This window comes from Gilliamella sp. HK2 (assembly GCF_001690265.1).
Classification (GTDB): Bacteria; Pseudomonadota; Gammaproteobacteria; order Enterobacterales; family Orbaceae; genus Gilliamella; species Gilliamella apicola_C.
In genome coordinates, this window is the sequence record NZ_LZGV01000018.1 from 13,332 (window position 1) to 30,134 (window position 16,803).

Sequence of the window (16,803 nt, forward strand, 5' to 3'; positions counted from 1 at the left end):
CTTAATTAATTTGTTTTTCTTTTAATCTAGTTAAGATTGCTTCGGCACTTTGATTGCTCGATTTTATTCCTGCCTCTTCAAGTTTACGATCAAGCGAATCTTGAGTTTCAGATCCCAATAATTCTTTTTTTGCTTCAATAGTGGCAGATGTTTTTTCTTGTCGTTTTTTTATTCGCTCAAGAGAGTCTAAGGCTGTTTGTAGTTTTGTTGTTGAATTTCCATAACGTTGAGCAATAGCAGATTGTGCCTTTTGCACACTTTCTGTTGCTTTTACAATATCTACTTGTTGTTTAAGATTACGGATATTAATTTCTGTTTGTAATATTGTTTGTCGTAGATTTTTTACGTTATCGGCAAAATAAGTTGCTTGCTCTTTATTAACTGTGTACTTCTTTTCAAGAACCGAAAGTTTTTCAGCGACTTCTAAGGCCAATTTTTCATTATTGCTTTCTAATGCTTTGATGGCGTAATTTTCATACTCAGTTATTTCTGCTTGAATTTTTTCAACTTCTTTATCGGCTAATTTTTGTTGCGCAAGTATGCTTGCTAACGATTCTTTAGCTTGTTTTAATTCAACGTCAGCATCGCGAATTTCTTGGTCTAATATACGTAGAGCTTGCGCATCAATAATCGCTTCGCCGGCTTCATTAACACTACCACGAAGCGCTGTAATAAGCTTTTTGAAGATAGCCATTGTTAATCTCCTTGTTAACTATTTTGATTCAATATTGTTAATGTTAATATAATGTTCATAAGCTTCGGTAGCTTTAATGACATTATCTGATAAAGTTTCTAATTCATAAATGATGTCGCTTAATAATGAAGACGCACTTAAAGCTCCGTACATAATATAATTTAATGCCCCATCTCCTGTTTTTTCAATTGCAATAGTTGATAGTGGGAATAGTTTTCTAGTACATAATATTTCTTCATTAAATTGATTTGTGTGTTTGACAATATCAACAGGCCAAAGTAGAGCCTCAATAATAATTTGTTGATTAGAAGCACTTAAAAATAGAGGTAGATCACCATACTCATGCATGGTTATATGCAAACAAGCATCAACGCCATCGATGACTTCAATACTGGCAAAACCTTGCTTAGATAATTCTGAGTCACGCAAAGCTTGATAAAGATCTGTAATTGACCAAACTTCATTTTTTTTCATTTTATTGTTTTCCTGTATATTGTTAAAGCATGTACTATTGTCTATAGGTAGACGAAACTGTTTTTCAATTTCGAGTAATTGAGTTGCATTTTCAGGTAAAATCCAAACTTCTTTTTTTATTAGACCTTGCTCACGCAAGCGTTTTCTATATTGTTGTTGGTAAAATGCAGAGCTTTTGGTCTCTTTTGTTTTTTTCATATGTTGATTTTATGTTTATTTTAATTATCAATAGGGTTTATATTAACATAAAAATATTACATGTAAATATCACATGTAATAATTACATGTGATATTTATTTTCTATAACTTAACAATTATATTTTTATTATTAAATTTAGCTATATTGAGGAAGTTTACCTGCGTGAGATATTTGTTAATTAGTAAAAGTTAGATGCGCCAAATGTACATATTAGATGAAAATATCCTCTCTTTAAAAAAGGATATTTTCATTATTTATATTGTTAGTTAAAAATCAATATCCATACCTAACTGGAATGTCCTACCGGGTGCGGTGAACATTGCTAGATATTTATAGTTTGATGTTTTGTATAATTTATTGTTACTTAGATAATCCCAATATTTTTGGTCGGTAAGATTATAGATGCCACCGCTTAATTTTACATTCTTAGTGATATTGACATAACCAGTCAGATCCACAATACCGTGTCCTGCAACTCTAAAATAATCATCTGTAGCGGCTTTGATTGGTTTGCCGTTATTATTGTAGGTTTCACGAGCTGTATTTTCAGCTTTTTTGCCTTTTTGGAAGGTGGCAATTAATGCTAAACCATAGTCTTGATTTGGATTGTCCCATGCTAAACCAATGGTGCTCTTTAGTGGAGCAATGCTATCCATTTCAATATATTTATCGCCTAAATAGCTTGATTTTGATTTACCTTGATTGTAGCCAATTGCCAATCTGGCACTTAGCCCATTGGCTGATTCAATCCATGTGCCGATATTAAATTCGCTGCTTAGTTCTGCGCCATAAATATAGGCTTTATCTCTATTTTCTGATTGATAAACAATACGATTACCAACTCCGACAAAATTCTTTTTATAACGAGAATAGGCAATGAAGTTTTTATATTTATTATAAAAAGCGGCAGTTGATAATGTCACTCCTGATGTTGGTTGTCCTTTTAAGCCTAATTCAAAGTTGTCACTAGTTTCGGTTTTCAGGTTGGAATCGCCAACCAGTACATACATTTGGCTATGAGCTAAATAAGATCCATATAATTGATTTTGATTAGGCATTTGTGCGCCACGTTTATATTGGAGGTAAGTTATTAAATCAGGATTAATATCATACATAAATGCTATAGATGGCAATACCTTAAAGTCACTATTACGATTATATTGTTTACCTAATTGGTTAGCATTGATATTAGTAACTGTCATGTTTTGCAAATTACGAGGTTTGGTGTTTTGATATATAGCTCTAGCACCAGGGATTAAATAGAAATTATTGCTGTTATTGACAGTAAAACTTATACGATCTTCAAGAAATCCCCCTAATTGATAACTATGGCTATCTGCTTGAGGTTTTGTGTAATCTCCATCGGGGAAAATTCTGCCATACTGTGATTTAGCTGAAGTATAAAATGGTGACTCATCTCGACTCCAATTAGCATTTAAACCTGCACTTATTTTTTGATTTTCATAACTTTTTAACAATGTTGTAATAAAGTTATAGGCTTTAGTATTATAGTGCGTTTGAGTGTTAAATTTACCTCGAGTTGTGTGTTGTAAATCCGTATTATCATAAACGTGGGTATGTTGATAATTTAATTGGGTAGTTAATGAGTCGATCCAACTAATATTGGTTGGTTTCCATAATTCTTTTATTGCTAAGTTAAAACGGTTATTTTTGCTTTTTTGGTGATCAAATGATTCTATTTTTTTACCATATTTGTCCCATGTATCATAATGAGAATTTTTAGTTTTGCTGTTATAATCAACGGTCGTATTGAGTAAATGCTCTTCGGTTATTTGCCAGCCAAATCCTGATAGGATTGAATTTGAATGCCAGTTTTCAGGGTAACTGTTGATGGAATCACCATGATTCCGCGTTTGTTTGCCATCACGGCGGCTTAATACTAAAATACCATTTAGCCCATCATCACCTCCAGCTATGGTTAAACCTTGATGATAACTTTTGTCAGTACTATCATAATTATTTTGGAAACCAACGTAGCTTGTTTTTCCTGAATATAAATAGTAACTGGCAGTTTTAGTTTGAAATGAAACCGAACCACCAAGGGCATTATTGGGATTACTAACTGATGTTGCGCCTGATTGAATATCGACTTTATTGTACATATAGGTATCAATGTAATCACGGCCAATACCATAAGAACCAAAGCCAGCACGACCTACAGAATTGACCCTACCTTGGGCTATAGGTAAAGGCATACCATCAATGTCGATTGAAACGCGGTTGGCATCTAAGCCGCGGATATTATAGCCAGTAAAGCCACCACGATCCCAACTACTTTTACCACTTCCTGAGCCAGAAATATTACCAGACGCAGAAATCAGTGGTTGATAACGCATTATTGTACCAAAATTGGTTCTGCCGTTGCGCCTAATGTCTTGCTCCGATATTTCTTTATTGGTGCCTGGTTTTTTAGTTGTTTCATGCGCTGTGACTGTCATTACATCATCATGCGTTTGGTTGGTGTTATTGTCTGCTGCAATGGCAGGTATTCCTAATGTTAAGCCTAAAGCTAGTGTACTAGATATTTTTAAATGAGTAACGTTAAGCATTTTAAACCTTTCAAATATAATAATCTAAATAATGTACTGCACTTGCTTCACTTTAATTTAGTATCAATTTATAGTAATCATTATGTTATTTTTGGGGGAAAATCATTATGGGTAAAATTGTTGATAAAGTATTTTGACAGCTTCATCAACTCTTGGACCGATACCAAACAGGTAACTATCGTCTATGGTAATAATACGATGATTTTTGAAAGCTGCTGTTTGAGTAATTCCTGCAATAGTGTTTAGTTTTTCCATACCACCCAACTGTTCGATAGAATGATTATTTAATACGATAACTTCAGGGTTCATTGCTATTAACGATTCGGGGGTATACGTTTTGTAACTGGTATGTGTAGCAAGGTTTTCACCTCCAGCAATAGTTATAAGGGCATCAGCAGTAGTATTTTTCCCTGCTACTGAATTTGTTCCTCCCATGCTCATCAAAAATAGCACTTTTGCTTTATTAGGTTGATTGGCAATTTTGTCTTGGATTTGGATTAGATGGTTTTTTATTCTATTGATTAACTGTTGCCCTTCACTTTGTTTATTTAATTTATTCGCAATTTTTGTAATATTTAAATAAAGTAAATCAATAGTTCCAGGAACACGTTGCAATGAAAGCACATCGACTTTAGCTTGATTAACCTGACTTATTACGTTTTTAGGCTCGGCATCACTTAATGTAATAAATAACGAGGGTTTTAGCGATAAGATGCCTTCAATATTTAACAATTTCCAATAACCAATTTGTGGAAGTTGTTTTACCGATTTTGGATAACTACTCGTTTTATCTACCCCTACAACTTGATCACCAGCCCCCAGCGCAAATACAATTTCGGTTAAAGAGCCGCCAGCAATAACAATTCTTTCATTTGCAAAACTTAAATTCATAAGGTTGATTAAAGAAAAAAGAAACAGAATTACGCTTAATTTCTTTATAAATTTTTTCATTGTGTAGTTCCTATCATTCGGCATTGGACAGAAGTTACTTACTATAATGAAAATGATAACCATTATCAATATAATATAGCAATATTTGAGCTGTTTTAAATTTAACTTATTAATTATTAAAATAAATTTATTATTTATTAAAAAATTAGTATTTAATTAATCAATGTGAAAATTTATTTTAAATATCAATTGGATATAAAAATTTAAATAAAAAACGTTGCTAAATGATAATAATTATTATTTAATCTGTGTGTTTTATTTGTACAAGAATAGTTGGTATGAAAACATTAGATGTTAGCACTTTTTATGCTGAAAATACGACGTTGCCATTTAAAAATCGCTGGGCAGTAATGCCTTTACAAGCTAGTTTGCCATTATCTTCATTAGAAATTGAGCAGCAATGGGAAATTATTCAAGCGACATCACTTAGAGGTAAAAAACGTTTAATTTATATTCACATTCCTTTTTGCGATATTCATTGTCAGTTTTGTGGTTTTTATCAAAACCCATTACGGAAGTTTAATACTGAAACCTATATCGATTATTTATTAAAAGAAATATCGCTTGAAATAGATAATAAAGCGATGCAATCTGCTCCTATCCATGCTATTTATTTTGGTGGAGGTACACCTTCGGCTTTGGCTAGTGGGCAAATAGCCAAAGTAATTCGTTATTTTAAAAAGCACGCTCCTTTGGCACCTGATTGTGAAATTACGATTGAAGGGCGCATTTCTGATTTTGATGATGAACGTGTTGATAGCTATATTCAAGCTGGTGCTAATCGTTTTTCTATAGGTGTACAAACCTTTAATACTCAAATTAGACAAAGGTTAGGGCGAGCATCAACTGAAGAACAAATCATTAAAAACTTTGAACGCATAGCTGCACGAGATAGTGTTGCTTTAGTGTGTGATTTAATGTTTGGTTTACCCGATCAAACCCCTCAAACATGGCAACGAGATTTAGATATTGCTAATAATTTGCCATTAGATGGCATTGATCTTTATTCCCTTAATTTATTGCCTACAACACCACTTGCTAAAGGTGTTGAAAATAAACGTATTGAAATACCGTCTGTCACTGATAAGTGTCGTTTTTATCATCAAGGTGCTGAATTTTTTGCTAAACAAGGTTGGGTTCATTTAACTAATGCACATTGGGCTAAAACCAGCCGTGAACGAAATTTATATAATTTTTTAATTAAACAAGGTTCGAATTTCTTTGCTTTCGGCTCTTGTGCTGGTGGGAGGTTAGGTGGTCAATCTTTTATGATCCATCGAGATTTAAATCAGTATTACGCCCAACTAGATCAAGGTAAAAAGCCAATTATGATGTTAACAGGTAAACCATTAATAGGTGAATGGTTATATCAATTACAAGCAGGTATTGAAAAAGGGCGAATTGATTTGACGCAATTAACACAGCACTATCAATTGTTTGAACCATTAATCAATCAATGGCATAAAGTAGGGCTTCTACAAAATACAGATTATTGCCTGCTTTTGACATTATCTGGGCGATTTTGGTCGAGCAATATCTTGCAAGCTTTACAGCAGTTATTATTACAACTCAATAATCCAGAATATATTGAATTACAACAAAAAATGGCGCAAGAAAAACGAACGACTGGTAGCCAACAAATGATGCCTCATTCCGCTATTAAGCAAGCAAAAGATCCACATTAACACTTCGTAATTAAAGGATATTATTATGACAGATAAACAAAACCATTTAGCTAATTTAGCTGCATATATGCAAACCAATCCCGAGGAAGTATTAGAAAAGATTGCTCAAGATCATCATGTTACATTGACACAAGTCATTCAGGCTTTACCCAGAGCAAAAATTGTCGATGGCAGCCATTTTGATACCATTTGGGAAGAAGTAGCAACTTGGGGAGAAGTATTGTTTTTAATCCATACTGGGGATGTTATTGCTGAAATTTCTGGTGAGTTACCCTTAGGGACGCATAGCCACAAATATTTTAATTTACGACACCAAAAAGGTTTAAGTGGCCATATCAAGGCGGAGCATTGCCAATACATTGCTTTTATTGAACGTAAATTTATGAAAATGTCTACTGCGTCGATGATATTTCTTAATCATATGGGACAAGCGATGTTTAAAATCTTTGTTGGTCGTGACGAAAAACATCAACTTAAAGCAGAACAGCTAGACAAATTCAGAGCATTAGCTAATCGGATTAATTAACTTTAAGATGTTAATACAATGAAAACACTATTAATCTTTGGCGTCAGCCCTAAACAAGGAACTGGTTATCAAGTTTTACAACTAGCTAAACAAAACCATCCAGATTGGCGTTGTATTACATTAGTTCGTAATAATACTTTTGCTAAGCAATTAGTCAAACAAGGCATTGAAACCTATGTCGGTGATGCAACTGATTGCGTGCTAGTTAAACAACTTTGTGATTTAGCTGGTGCTGATTCGACAATTGTTTCAACCTTAGGCGGGGAAACTGGGAATTATCAGGCGCAGCGTATTATTATTGATTGTGCTGAGCAAACAGGCATAAAACAGATGGTTTTAGTCACTTCATTAGGGTGTGGTGACTCATGGGCAACTTTATCAGCGAGAGCAAAACAGGCTTTTGGTCATGCAGTACGAGAAAAATCGTTAGCTGAAACTTGGTTACAAACCAGTAAATTAAATTTTTTAATTTTAAGGCCTGGAGGTTTGCGTGATGGTGAAATGACTCAAAATGCCCAATGCTATTATCAACAAGAAGTACATGGGTTTATTTATCGCATTGATTTAGCAAGAATAATTATTGATAAAATCGCTAATCACGAATTTGGTAATTGTGCTTATAGTGTTGTTGACCCTAGTTTAACAATAACTTATTAATTAGCTAAATAATATGAGTCATTCAAGATATAAAAGAGGTTAATGGGTGCAAAACAATCGTCATCGTTCATTATTATGGGGGTTAATTGGTCTACTATTGGTGCTTATTATATTCTCGGCTAATTCTGGCGCATTAAATTTATCCATTACCCATTTAATTAACCTACAATTTGACGATCCGTTATGGCATATTTGGCTTAATGTCCGTATGCCTCGCATTATGTTAGCTGTTGTTGTTGGTATGGCTTTAGCTAGTTCTGGTGCGGTAATGCAAGGGCTGTTTAGAAATCCATTAGCCGATTCCGGTCTATTGGGCATTAGTAGTGGTGCTGCTTTAATGGTGGGACTATCTATTTTATTTCCTGCAATATTTCCATCTATTATGATGCTTTACGGTAAAATGTTTGCTGCTTTTGCAGGTAGCTTACTGATTTGTTTGTTAATTTATATTTATAGCTTAAATTCACAATGTAACTTAGCAAAAATGGTTTTGTTAGGCGTGGCCATAAATGCCATTATTGGTGCAATAATGGGGTGCTTGAGCTATATTGGTGATGAGATCCAATTGCGTCAGCTCTCATTATGGTCAATGGGCAATTTAGGTAAAGGTTCGTGGGATTTGGTTTTAGTTGCGGTATCACTCATTTTTCCCGCTTTACTTGGTATTTTTAAGTTATCGCATGCACTGAATCTTCTTCAACTTGGCGATGAAGATGCTCATTATTTGGGCATCAATGTACAACGAATAAAACGATACCTATTATTACTCTGTGCAGTACTAATTGGTACCTCAGTTGCAGTTAGTGGCATAATTGCTTTTGTTGGTTTAGTTGTTCCTCACATGATTCGATTACAAATGGGAGCTAATCATCGATGGTTATTACCGGCCTCAGCGTTGGGTGGAGCCTGTTTATTATTATTGGCGGATACTTTTGCCCGAACGTTAGTTGCTCCTACTGAAATTCCAGTTGGGCTATTTACTAGTTTACTTGGTGGGCCTTATTTTCTATGGTTAATTTTACGACATAAATAATAGATGGAATCTAATGATGCTAACTGCTCAACATTTAACTTTTAATTATGCAAATCACACTTTAATTAATGATATCTCTTTAACTATAGAAGTGGGCAAAATTACCATTATTATTGGACCTAATGGTGCAGGAAAATCAACACTATTGCGTTTGTTAACAGGTTACCAAACGCCATCATCAGGAGAGTGTTATTTATTAAATAAACCGTTGTCACAATGGTCAGAAAAGCAATTATCTAAAATTCGCACGGTAATGCTACAACATAACCCATTGACGTTTCCTTTTAAAGTAAAAGAGGTCGTCGCTATGGGGCGTTCGCCATATGGAAAAACTGATTTTGATATAGCAATAGAACAATCTATGCAGCAAACAGATTGTTTAAAACTAGCAAATCGAGATTATCGTAACTTATCTGGTGGAGAACAACAGCGCGTGCAGTTAGCTAGAGTTTTAGCGCAGTTGTGGCAAGTACAGCCAACTGAAAAACTGCTCTTTTTAGATGAGCCCACTTCGGCACTTGATTTATATCACCAGCAACAAACCTTAAGATTATTAAAGAAACTGGCTTGCGAACAACAATTAGCCGTATGCTGTGTTTTGCATGATCTGAATTTAGCTGCATTATATGCTGATAAGATCTTATTAATTAATCAAGGAAAACTTGTTAAACAAGGTATACCTAAAGATGTTTTAACCGCAGAAAATATTAACCGTTGGTATAAGGTAGAATTAGGGATTTATCCTCATCCAGATAATGCTTGTGTACCTCAAATTTATTTAATGCGTTAAACAAAATAAATAAACTCTAATTGGTTACTCCATTTTAAGCTAAATTCAGTATATAATTTGAAAAAATAACAAATGGGGTCGGTTATGACTAATCAAAATAGTACCAGTTCTATTTCTGTTTCACATCTCTTAGATGCTAAACCGGCTTTTAGTTGCCAGCTAGATGGTAAAGGCAAAGCAATGCCACTTAATGAACAAAGTGTTCCTTCAGTTACACAGCCATTTTGGATTCATTTAGATTTTGCTAAGCAAGAAACCATTAATTGGATTAATACCACCCATTTAGTTCCTGATTTGATCAAAAACGAATTGATAAAATCGAACCAAATATCTAAAGAAATCCGTTTTGAGTCGGGGATTTTAGTGGTTTTAAAAGGGGTGAATTTTATTCCAAATGAACTTCCAGATCCTATTGTGACTTTCCGTTTTTATATCACCGATAACATGATTATTTCAACCCGACATCAAAAAATTGGCGCCATTTCTCAGCTGCAAGACAATTTAGATAAAGGCATTGGACCTGTGGATGTTGCTGATTGGCTAATTCAAATATCTGATTTAATTAGCGATCAAGTTAATTTATCTTTTAATAGTACTCATAATAAAATCATCAGGCTAGAAGATTTAGTTCTTAACCAACGGATATTTTCATATAAAGAAATAGGCCGTGTACGTAAACAATTGATCGTTTTACGTCGGTTGTTATCACCGCAACGTGATATTTTTGTAAAAATTTCGACTGAAAGAATTTCATGGATTGATGATAACGATCGTCAACGGTTACACGATATTTCCAATCAGCAAAACCATTATGTATCTGACATAGATAGCTGTTTATTGCGGTTAGCTTCAATAATGGAGCAAATTAATAGTTTCTTGGCTGAATCAACCAATAAACGAATTTACTTAATGTCACTATTTACCATTATATTTACGCCGATTACATTTTTAACTAGTTTACTTGGCGTCAATTTAGCGGGTATTCCTTTTAGCCAACAAGAATGGTCTTTTATTGGGTTAATATTACTGCTTGTTGTTATTTGTATTGCTTCGGCTATTTGGCTTAAATATAAAAAGTGGTGGTAATTGTGGTCACATTTTTACAAAAAATGGATAAAAGGTTATGAGCTTTTATACAGTTAGTGATAAGGATATTATTAAGCCTTTATTTAACAACCAGCAAAAAACTAATTGCGAAAAGTTAATTTTAATTTGTTTTGTTTGCGTTTTTTTACCAAGCTGGGAGTTGTATAATTTTCTGTTGATGAATGTGGCTACATTGTTGGACTATACATTAGATACTCTCCTTTATGAAGCGTATATTGCTTGAAATATTTAATGAATAATCATTGTTATGCGATCTAATCATTCTTATCGTTTATTTATTGCTGAAAAACCCAGCTTAGCTAGAGCTATTGCTGATGTATTGCCTAAACCTCACCAAAAAGGCAATGGTTTTATTAAAGCAAGTAATGGTGATATTGTTAGCTGGTGTATTGGTCATCTTTTAGAGCAAGCTACACCAGAAATTTATGATCCTAAATATAAAAAATGGGTGATGAGTGATTTACCTATAGTGCCTGAAAAATGGATCTTAATGCCAAAAGACAATACAAAAAAACAATTTAATATTTTGGTCGATCTAATTAACTCTGCCGATCAAATTGTACATGCCGGTGACCCCGATAGAGAAGGACAATTATTGGTGGATGAAGTCTTAAATTATTGCCAATTACCGCCGAGCAAACGCAAAGCTATACAGCGATGTTTAATTAGTGATTTAAATGCGAGCGCTGTTGAAAAATCATTGCAACAATTACGTAATAACCAAGATTTTATTCCTTTATCAACCTCTGCATTGGCAAGAGCTCGAGCGGATTGGCTTTATGGCATTAATATGAGCCGGCTTTGCACTATTGTTGGACAAAAAAACGGTTATCGAGGTGTATTATCAATTGGGCGAGTACAAACACCTATTTTAGGGTTAGTGGTTAGGCGTGATTTAGAGATAGCACAATTTGTACCTAAACCTTTTTATGAAGTGTTTGCTGTATTGCAAACCAAAGACAATGAAACATTTAAGGCAAAATGGCAACCAAGCGAAGCCTGTGCACCTTATCAAGATGAAGAAGGGCGAGTATTAGTCAAAAAGTTGGCTGAAAATGTTTGTCAACGCATAAAAGGTAAACCAGGAACAATTGATAAAGTTAGCAACAAAAAGAAAGAGTTGGCACCTCCCATGCCATTTAATTTATCGGCACTGCAAATTGAAATGGCTAGGAAAAATGGATTAAGTGCGCAAGATGTACTCGACATTTGTCAATCGTTATATGAAAAGCACAAATTAATTACTTATCCAAGGTCAGATTGTCGCTTTCTACCTGAAGATCATTTAAAACAAATTATGGGCGTTAAGTCTGCTATTGAAAATAATTGCCCTGAGCTTCAAACTGCCATTGACCAGGCAAATTTTACTTTGCGTTCCAAAGCTTGGAATAATAAAAAAGTCGAAGCACATCATGCTATTATCCCTACATTACGCAAAACTAAAATGACAAATTTGAGCGATAACGAAAAGGCGGTTTATCAAGTTATTGCAACGCAATATTTAGCGCAATTTTATCCTGCTTACAAATATGCCGAATTGCAAATTGATGTTGATATTCAAGGCGGGAAATTTATTGCTAAAGCAAACCAAATGCTTGATGAGGGTTGGAAGAGTCTATTTAGGAGTAAAAACTACCAAACTGATGCAGATGATAATGAAACCAATGGGTTATTAACTAAATTGGTTAAAAAGGGGGAAACTGTGCAATGTGTTGATACTGAATTGCTGAGTAAAGAAACCCAGCCACCAAGAGCCTTTACCGATGCGACATTATTATCGGCTATGACGGGTATTGCTCGATTTGTTAAAGATCCTGAAATTAAAAAAATATTACGTGAAACGGATGGCTTAGGTACCGAAGCAACGAGAGCCGGTATTATCGAATTGTTATTTAAACGCCAGTTTTTGACTCGTCAAGGTAAAACAATACGTTCAACTGACGTGGGTAAAAATCTGATTTTATCATTACCTGATATCATGTCGATGCCCGACATGACAGCACATTGGGAATTACAATTAGATGAAATTAGCAAAAAAGAGTTTTCATACCAGCAATTTATGCACCAACTCAATTTATCACTACTAGAGCTTGTTAATCAGTTAAAAAATGCGCGATTGAATATTAGATCTTAGTGTCGCTATCATCATCAAAATAGAATGAAATGCTCGATTTATCTCTTTTTAACAACTTAGCGCAAGCGAAGAGAGTAACCGAAGAAGGGGTAATGATTTATAACACGGAAAGACCGCATGGAACATTGAAGAACATGGCGTCAATTGAATGTAAAACACTAAAACAAGTAACTTAATTTTCTACGTCAGTTGTGTGCTAAGTTTGAGGATCTTTGCAAGATATGCTTAAAAGACGAATCGTCGCTTTGATTATGACCAAATTTACCTTTATTCTTTTGATAAACTAAAGCAAAAAATTGCGCTATTTGATAAGAAGAAAAAAGCTAAAAGCAATCGCTTTCAATCCTTGAAAAAAAAGGATAAATTATGTTTACATAAACCGCTACAATTAGATGATGATAGCTCTAATTTTTTCATTAATGTTTTTTCATGCGAAATAGCGCAATTAAAGCGGGAAATAAATCAAGTTGAAATAATAAGAGTGCGAGCGCGTTCAATATGCCGTGTCATTTCGCTGAACTAGGTATCAAAAAGAAATGACACATGCCTCAAAAAATAGGTTTTGAAAAAGCATTAAAGTTATTACAAAATAACCAACAACCATTAATGGGTACAGATGGCATTTTAACGCCATAATCGAACAATGCTACGCCTGTTTGTAAAGTAATTTATCCCACTACTCTAATTCGCTACCCAATTGATTAATTAGGTATTCTACTTCGTTATGTGCTGTCGTTGGGTAAACGATAATCCATAAATTATCATCCCCCGATATGACATTAGCAAGATTAAAACCTTGTTTTTTAAGTTCTCGATTAAAATCTGCTAATACTCCATCATTTGAAACAGTTGTGCGGTTATCGTAATGACGCATATTCGGGAACGAAACACGGTTAACACCAAAATTATTGAGTAACAGATCTTCAATCCCTAATTTAAGCTCATCAACGCTTTCGTTCCAATCGATTTGTAGCATAAATTCCGGTTGTAATATATCGCCTAATATCTCAACTTGGCGAAAAGTGATCAGTTCGTCTTCACTCACTAAATAATCTGTTTCAAATTCCTCATCTTCGTCTTCATCCCATTCATAATGATCAATCACATCATTAATCCATTGTAAATCAAGACTGTTAGTTAAAAGTGCTACCAATTTTTTTAAGTCTTGCCTAAATTCATCTGTAATAAGCCATTGCATATAATATTCCTTTCTATTTTAATTGATTTTTTACTATTGGATTTGTTGCTTTTATTATAAAGCAAATGATATTGTCAAATTAGCCTTGTGTAAATATCCCAAACTTAACACACAAGCCACCTAGAAAATTAAGCTGCTTGTTTTAGGAGATAGTTATATTATCAGCTAAAGGTAACAGTTAATTCTATTGCCAAAATCCATACTTAAGATGATTATGCTACAAAAATCATTCAGAAAAGTCATTGATTTTATTGGATTTTTTATTTTATAAAATGATGGTAAATAATAACATAAATTCTTTTGTCACAATACTACCTAAAAAGAGTTGGAATATTTTCAGAAGCCGAAGATACCAACAAAACAAACTTGATACAGACACCATTAGCTTTAGTGATATCAAAAACAAGCTGAATTTAATGTTAACTATATCTGGATAAGTGGCGGTACAGAAGGCATTGGTTCATTTTTTGGCGAGGATGAATGGTTAGTGCCTTAATATATACTAGGGGTAGGATATGCCGAAGTGTCTGTAATGCGAATGGTGTAGTCATCATGCTATCAGAAGCAGAAACCTACTGAAGTTAGCATAAACTAACTTCAGTAGGAATTTCCGTCCTTTAGGGCAGGGAGGATGTTAAGATTTGGATAGATAAAGTGAATGAAAAATCTATTTTATTATTACCCGCTCTGCTGATGTAGTCTGTTTAATTTCACCCAATAGCCATGCTGTTTCACCATGGTTATTTAGTAAGGTAATTGTTTTATCGACCCATGGTTTTGGTATGGCAATAATTAAGCCAACACCACAATTAAAGGTGCGGTACATTTCATGGCGGCTAACATTGCCTGCTTTTTGTAACCAATTAAATATAGCAGGCCATTGCCAACTTGCTTCATTAATTATCGCTTGAGTATTTTCAGGTAACACACGAGGAATGTTTTCCCAGAAACCACCACCTGTTATATGTGCTATTGCATGGATATCAACTTGCGCAATTAAATCAAGTATGGGCTTAACATAGATTTTAGTTGGTGCTAGCAAGTGATCGGCAAGTGGTTTGCCGTCTAACTGTTCAGTAGCAGGGTTTACACCACTGACTTCAATAATTTTACGTACTAACGAATAGCCATTAGAATGAGCACCGCTTGAAGCTAATGCGATTAATGCATCGCCATCTTGCACCTTGCTACCGTCTATCATAGCTGATTTTTCAACTACACCAACACAAAATCCCGCTAAATCGTAGTCATTTCCCTGATACATGCCTGGCATTTCGGCAGTTTCGCCGCCAACTAAAGCACATCCTGATTGTTTACAGCCTTCGGCAATGCCTGTGACTACTGTTGCTGCAACATCGACATTAAGTTTACCTGTGGCATAATAATCAAGAAAGAATAAAGGTTCTGCACCTTGCACAATCAGGTCATTAACGCACATTGCCACTAAATCAATACCAATTGATTCATGGCGGTTTAAATCCATTGCCAGGCGTAATTTGGTGCCCACACCATCCGTGCCCGATACTAAAATTGGTTCTTTGTATTTTTGTGGAATAGCACATAACGCGCCAAAACCACCCAATCCCCCCATAACTTCGGGGCGCTTGGTCTCTTTTACAACCGATTTGATGCGATTAACAAGTTCATTGCCGGCATCAATATCGACACCAGCATCTTTATAACTAAGAGAGTTGTTATTTGACACGGCAAGTTCCTTCCAATAAAAAATTGCTGTTTATTTTAGCAAGGATGATATTGGTTGGCGATCTATTATTAGGTAAAAGAATTGATTAATTAAAATAATTAATTGTTTTCAAACCAACTTTCTAAAATAATGATTGCGGAAGTCGCATCTACATGACCTTTTTCAAGTGCTCGATAACCGCGAGAAGCAAAAATATGTGATTTAGCTTCAACGGTTGATAATCGTTCATCTTGTAAATGGACTTGATAACCAAACATACCATGTAAACGGTTAGCAAATTTGCGTGCTCGGGCAGTGAGTGGTTGCTCTGTGCCATCCATATTTAAAGGCAATCCGACTACTAAAAAATCGGGTTTCCACTCGTTTAAGACCTTTTCGATTGTTTGCCAGTTAGGAATGCCATCGCGTGCCTTAAATGAGCATAAAGGGCTAGCTGTTTTAGTGATATCTTGGCCAATAGCCGCACCAATACTTGCTGTGCCAAAATCAAATGCGATAATCGTTGCCATTGGTTATGCATTTCCCATTTGGTGTGAAATGGTATTCATATTAATACCAAGAGATTCTGCTGCTTTTTGCCACCGTTCATTGATGGCAATCTCAAAAATAATTTTAGGATCTGTATCAGCAACTAACCAATTGTTTCGTGCTACTTCTTCTTCGAGTTGTAGCGATTGCCAGCTGGTATAACCTAATGCGAGCAATATATCTTTTGGTTGTTCAGGAGAACCGATAGTTTTTAATAAATCAAGCGATGTTGTAATCATCACATCGTCAGAAATTTGTATGCTTGATGAAAAACCTTGCTGTGGTGTGTGCAAAATAAACCCTTGTTCTTCAGCAATAGGACCACCAGCGAAAACGGGCTGTTCCAGTTCAGCACAATTTTTGCTTGCTGTTATATCTAAACGTGTCAGTACTGTTGATACATTAAGTTCTAATATCGGTTTATTAATGGTGATACCCATAGCACCATCGCGGTTATGCTCACAAATGTAGATAACCGAGCGACTAAATGTTGAATCGCTTATCGTTGGCATAGCGATGATAAAATGATTTTTTAAATTCATATGTTCACAT

General features: G+C 34.7%; 15 protein-coding genes and 1 pseudogene. 8 read left to right on the top strand and 8 right to left on the bottom strand.

Annotation, left to right across the window (positions count from 1 at the left end):
• Window position 1: 1 nt before the first annotated feature.
• The 4 genes from A9G45_RS01660 to A9G45_RS01675 all read right to left on the bottom strand — a co-directional run bounded on the left by A9G45_RS01660 (window position 2) and on the right by A9G45_RS01675 (window position 4,888).
• Entirely contained in the window at window positions 2-694 is a 693-nt protein-coding gene (locus A9G45_RS01660) for a PspA/IM30 family protein (protein WP_065567462.1), read from the bottom strand.
• 18 nt (window positions 695-712) lie between these two features.
• On the bottom strand, window positions 713-1,366 hold the full coding sequence (locus tag A9G45_RS01665) for a YjfI family protein (protein WP_065567463.1): 654 nt from the start codon (window positions 1,364-1,366) through the stop codon (window positions 713-715).
• A 267-nt stretch (window positions 1,367-1,633) separates the two neighbouring features.
• On the bottom strand, window positions 1,634-3,937 hold the full coding sequence (locus A9G45_RS01670; RefSeq protein WP_065567128.1) for a TonB-dependent receptor domain-containing protein: 2,304 nt from the start codon (window positions 3,935-3,937) through the stop codon (window positions 1,634-1,636).
• A gap of 105 nt (window positions 3,938-4,042) precedes the next feature.
• Entirely contained in the window at window positions 4,043-4,888 is an 846-nt protein-coding gene (locus A9G45_RS01675; protein ID WP_065567127.1) for a heme/hemin ABC transporter substrate-binding protein, read from the bottom strand.
• Between the two features lie 278 nt (window positions 4,889-5,166).
• Between A9G45_RS01675 and hutW the strand changes: the two are divergent.
• The 8 genes and pseudogenes from hutW to A9G45_RS13650 all read left to right on the top strand — a co-directional run.
• Window positions 5,167-6,471 (top strand): annotated as a pseudogene (gene hutW, locus A9G45_RS01680) (heme anaerobic degradation radical SAM methyltransferase ChuW/HutW); the annotation flags it as partial.
• 127 nt (window positions 6,472-6,598) lie between these two features.
• Window positions 6,599-7,099, top strand: coding sequence for a heme utilization cystosolic carrier protein HutX (hutX, locus tag A9G45_RS01685; RefSeq protein WP_065567125.1), 501 nt, complete (start codon window positions 6,599-6,601; stop codon window positions 7,097-7,099).
• Window positions 7,100-7,117: 18 nt separating this feature from the next.
• Window positions 7,118-7,756, top strand: a complete 639-nt coding sequence (locus A9G45_RS01690; RefSeq protein ID WP_065567124.1) for an NAD(P)H-binding protein — start codon at window positions 7,118-7,120, stop codon at window positions 7,754-7,756.
• Between the two features lie 46 nt (window positions 7,757-7,802).
• Complete coding sequence (locus A9G45_RS01695; protein WP_065567123.1) at window positions 7,803-8,789, top strand: FecCD family ABC transporter permease; 987 nt, start codon at window positions 7,803-7,805, stop codon at window positions 8,787-8,789.
• 13 nt (window positions 8,790-8,802) lie between these two features.
• Window positions 8,803-9,579 carry a heme ABC transporter ATP-binding protein gene (locus A9G45_RS01700; RefSeq protein WP_065567122.1) on the top strand — a complete coding sequence of 259 codons (777 nt, stop codon included), beginning with the start codon at window positions 8,803-8,805 and terminating at the stop codon, window positions 9,577-9,579.
• An 84-nt stretch (window positions 9,580-9,663) separates the two neighbouring features.
• Window positions 9,664-10,665: a zinc transporter ZntB gene (gene zntB, locus A9G45_RS01705; protein ID WP_176700651.1), complete on the top strand. Its 1,002-nt coding sequence runs from the start codon at window positions 9,664-9,666 to the stop codon at window positions 10,663-10,665.
• A gap of 268 nt (window positions 10,666-10,933) precedes the next feature.
• Entirely contained in the window at window positions 10,934-12,820 is a 1,887-nt protein-coding gene (locus tag A9G45_RS01715) for a DNA topoisomerase III (RefSeq protein WP_065567120.1), read from the top strand.
• Between the two features lie 29 nt (window positions 12,821-12,849).
• Complete coding sequence (locus A9G45_RS13650) at window positions 12,850-12,996, top strand: integrase core domain-containing protein (RefSeq protein ID WP_081297778.1); 147 nt, start codon at window positions 12,850-12,852, stop codon at window positions 12,994-12,996.
• Window positions 12,997-13,496: 500 nt separating this feature from the next.
• On the opposite strand, the gene A9G45_RS01720 is transcribed toward A9G45_RS13650, so the two are convergent.
• The 4 genes from A9G45_RS01720 to A9G45_RS01735 all read right to left on the bottom strand — a co-directional run bounded on the left by A9G45_RS01720 (window position 13,497) and on the right by A9G45_RS01735 (window position 16,793).
• On the bottom strand, window positions 13,497-14,018 hold the full coding sequence (locus tag A9G45_RS01720) for a DUF6630 family protein (RefSeq protein ID WP_065567119.1): 522 nt from the start codon (window positions 14,016-14,018) through the stop codon (window positions 13,497-13,499).
• Between the two features lie 667 nt (window positions 14,019-14,685).
• Complete coding sequence (gene purM / locus A9G45_RS01725; RefSeq protein ID WP_065567118.1) at window positions 14,686-15,723, bottom strand: phosphoribosylformylglycinamidine cyclo-ligase; 1,038 nt, start codon at window positions 15,721-15,723, stop codon at window positions 14,686-14,688.
• A 98-nt stretch (window positions 15,724-15,821) separates the two neighbouring features.
• Window positions 15,822-16,232, bottom strand: coding sequence for a Holliday junction resolvase RuvX (ruvX, locus tag A9G45_RS01730; protein ID WP_065567117.1), 411 nt, complete (start codon window positions 16,230-16,232; stop codon window positions 15,822-15,824).
• Between the two features lie 3 nt (window positions 16,233-16,235).
• Window positions 16,236-16,793, bottom strand: coding sequence for a YqgE/AlgH family protein (locus A9G45_RS01735; RefSeq protein ID WP_065567116.1), 558 nt, complete (start codon window positions 16,791-16,793; stop codon window positions 16,236-16,238).
• Between the last annotated feature and the right edge of the window lie 10 nt (window positions 16,794-16,803).

Bases quoted from the DNA above. Each gene is read 5' to 3' on its own strand.
- A9G45_RS01660 (WP_065567462.1), bottom strand. From the start codon at position 694: ATGGCTATCTTCAAAAAGCTTATTACAGCGCTTCGTGGTAGTGTTAAT.
- A9G45_RS01665 (WP_065567463.1), bottom strand. From the start codon at position 1,366: ATGAAAAAAACAAAAGAGACCAAAAGCTCTGCATTTTACCAACAACAA.
- A9G45_RS01670 (WP_065567128.1), bottom strand. From the start codon at position 3,937: ATGCTTAACGTTACTCATTTAAAAATATCTAGTACACTAGCTTTAGGC.
- A9G45_RS01675 (WP_065567127.1), bottom strand. From the start codon at position 4,888: ATGAAAAAATTTATAAAGAAATTAAGCGTAATTCTGTTTCTTTTTTCT.
- hutX (WP_065567125.1), top strand. From the start codon at position 6,599: ATGACAGATAAACAAAACCATTTAGCTAATTTAGCTGCATATATGCAA.
- A9G45_RS01690 (WP_065567124.1), top strand. From the start codon at position 7,118: ATGAAAACACTATTAATCTTTGGCGTCAGCCCTAAACAAGGAACTGGT.
- A9G45_RS01700 (WP_065567122.1), top strand. From the start codon at position 8,803: ATGATGCTAACTGCTCAACATTTAACTTTTAATTATGCAAATCACACT.
- zntB (WP_176700651.1), top strand. From the start codon at position 9,664: ATGACTAATCAAAATAGTACCAGTTCTATTTCTGTTTCACATCTCTTA.
- A9G45_RS01715 (WP_065567120.1), top strand. From the start codon at position 10,934: ATGCGATCTAATCATTCTTATCGTTTATTTATTGCTGAAAAACCCAGC.
- A9G45_RS13650 (WP_081297778.1), top strand. From the start codon at position 12,850: ATGCTCGATTTATCTCTTTTTAACAACTTAGCGCAAGCGAAGAGAGTA.
- A9G45_RS01720 (WP_065567119.1), bottom strand. From the start codon at position 14,018: ATGCAATGGCTTATTACAGATGAATTTAGGCAAGACTTAAAAAAATTG.
- ruvX (WP_065567117.1), bottom strand. From the start codon at position 16,232: ATGGCAACGATTATCGCATTTGATTTTGGCACAGCAAGTATTGGTGCG.
- A9G45_RS01735 (WP_065567116.1), bottom strand. From the start codon at position 16,793: ATGAATTTAAAAAATCATTTTATCATCGCTATGCCAACGATAAGCGAT.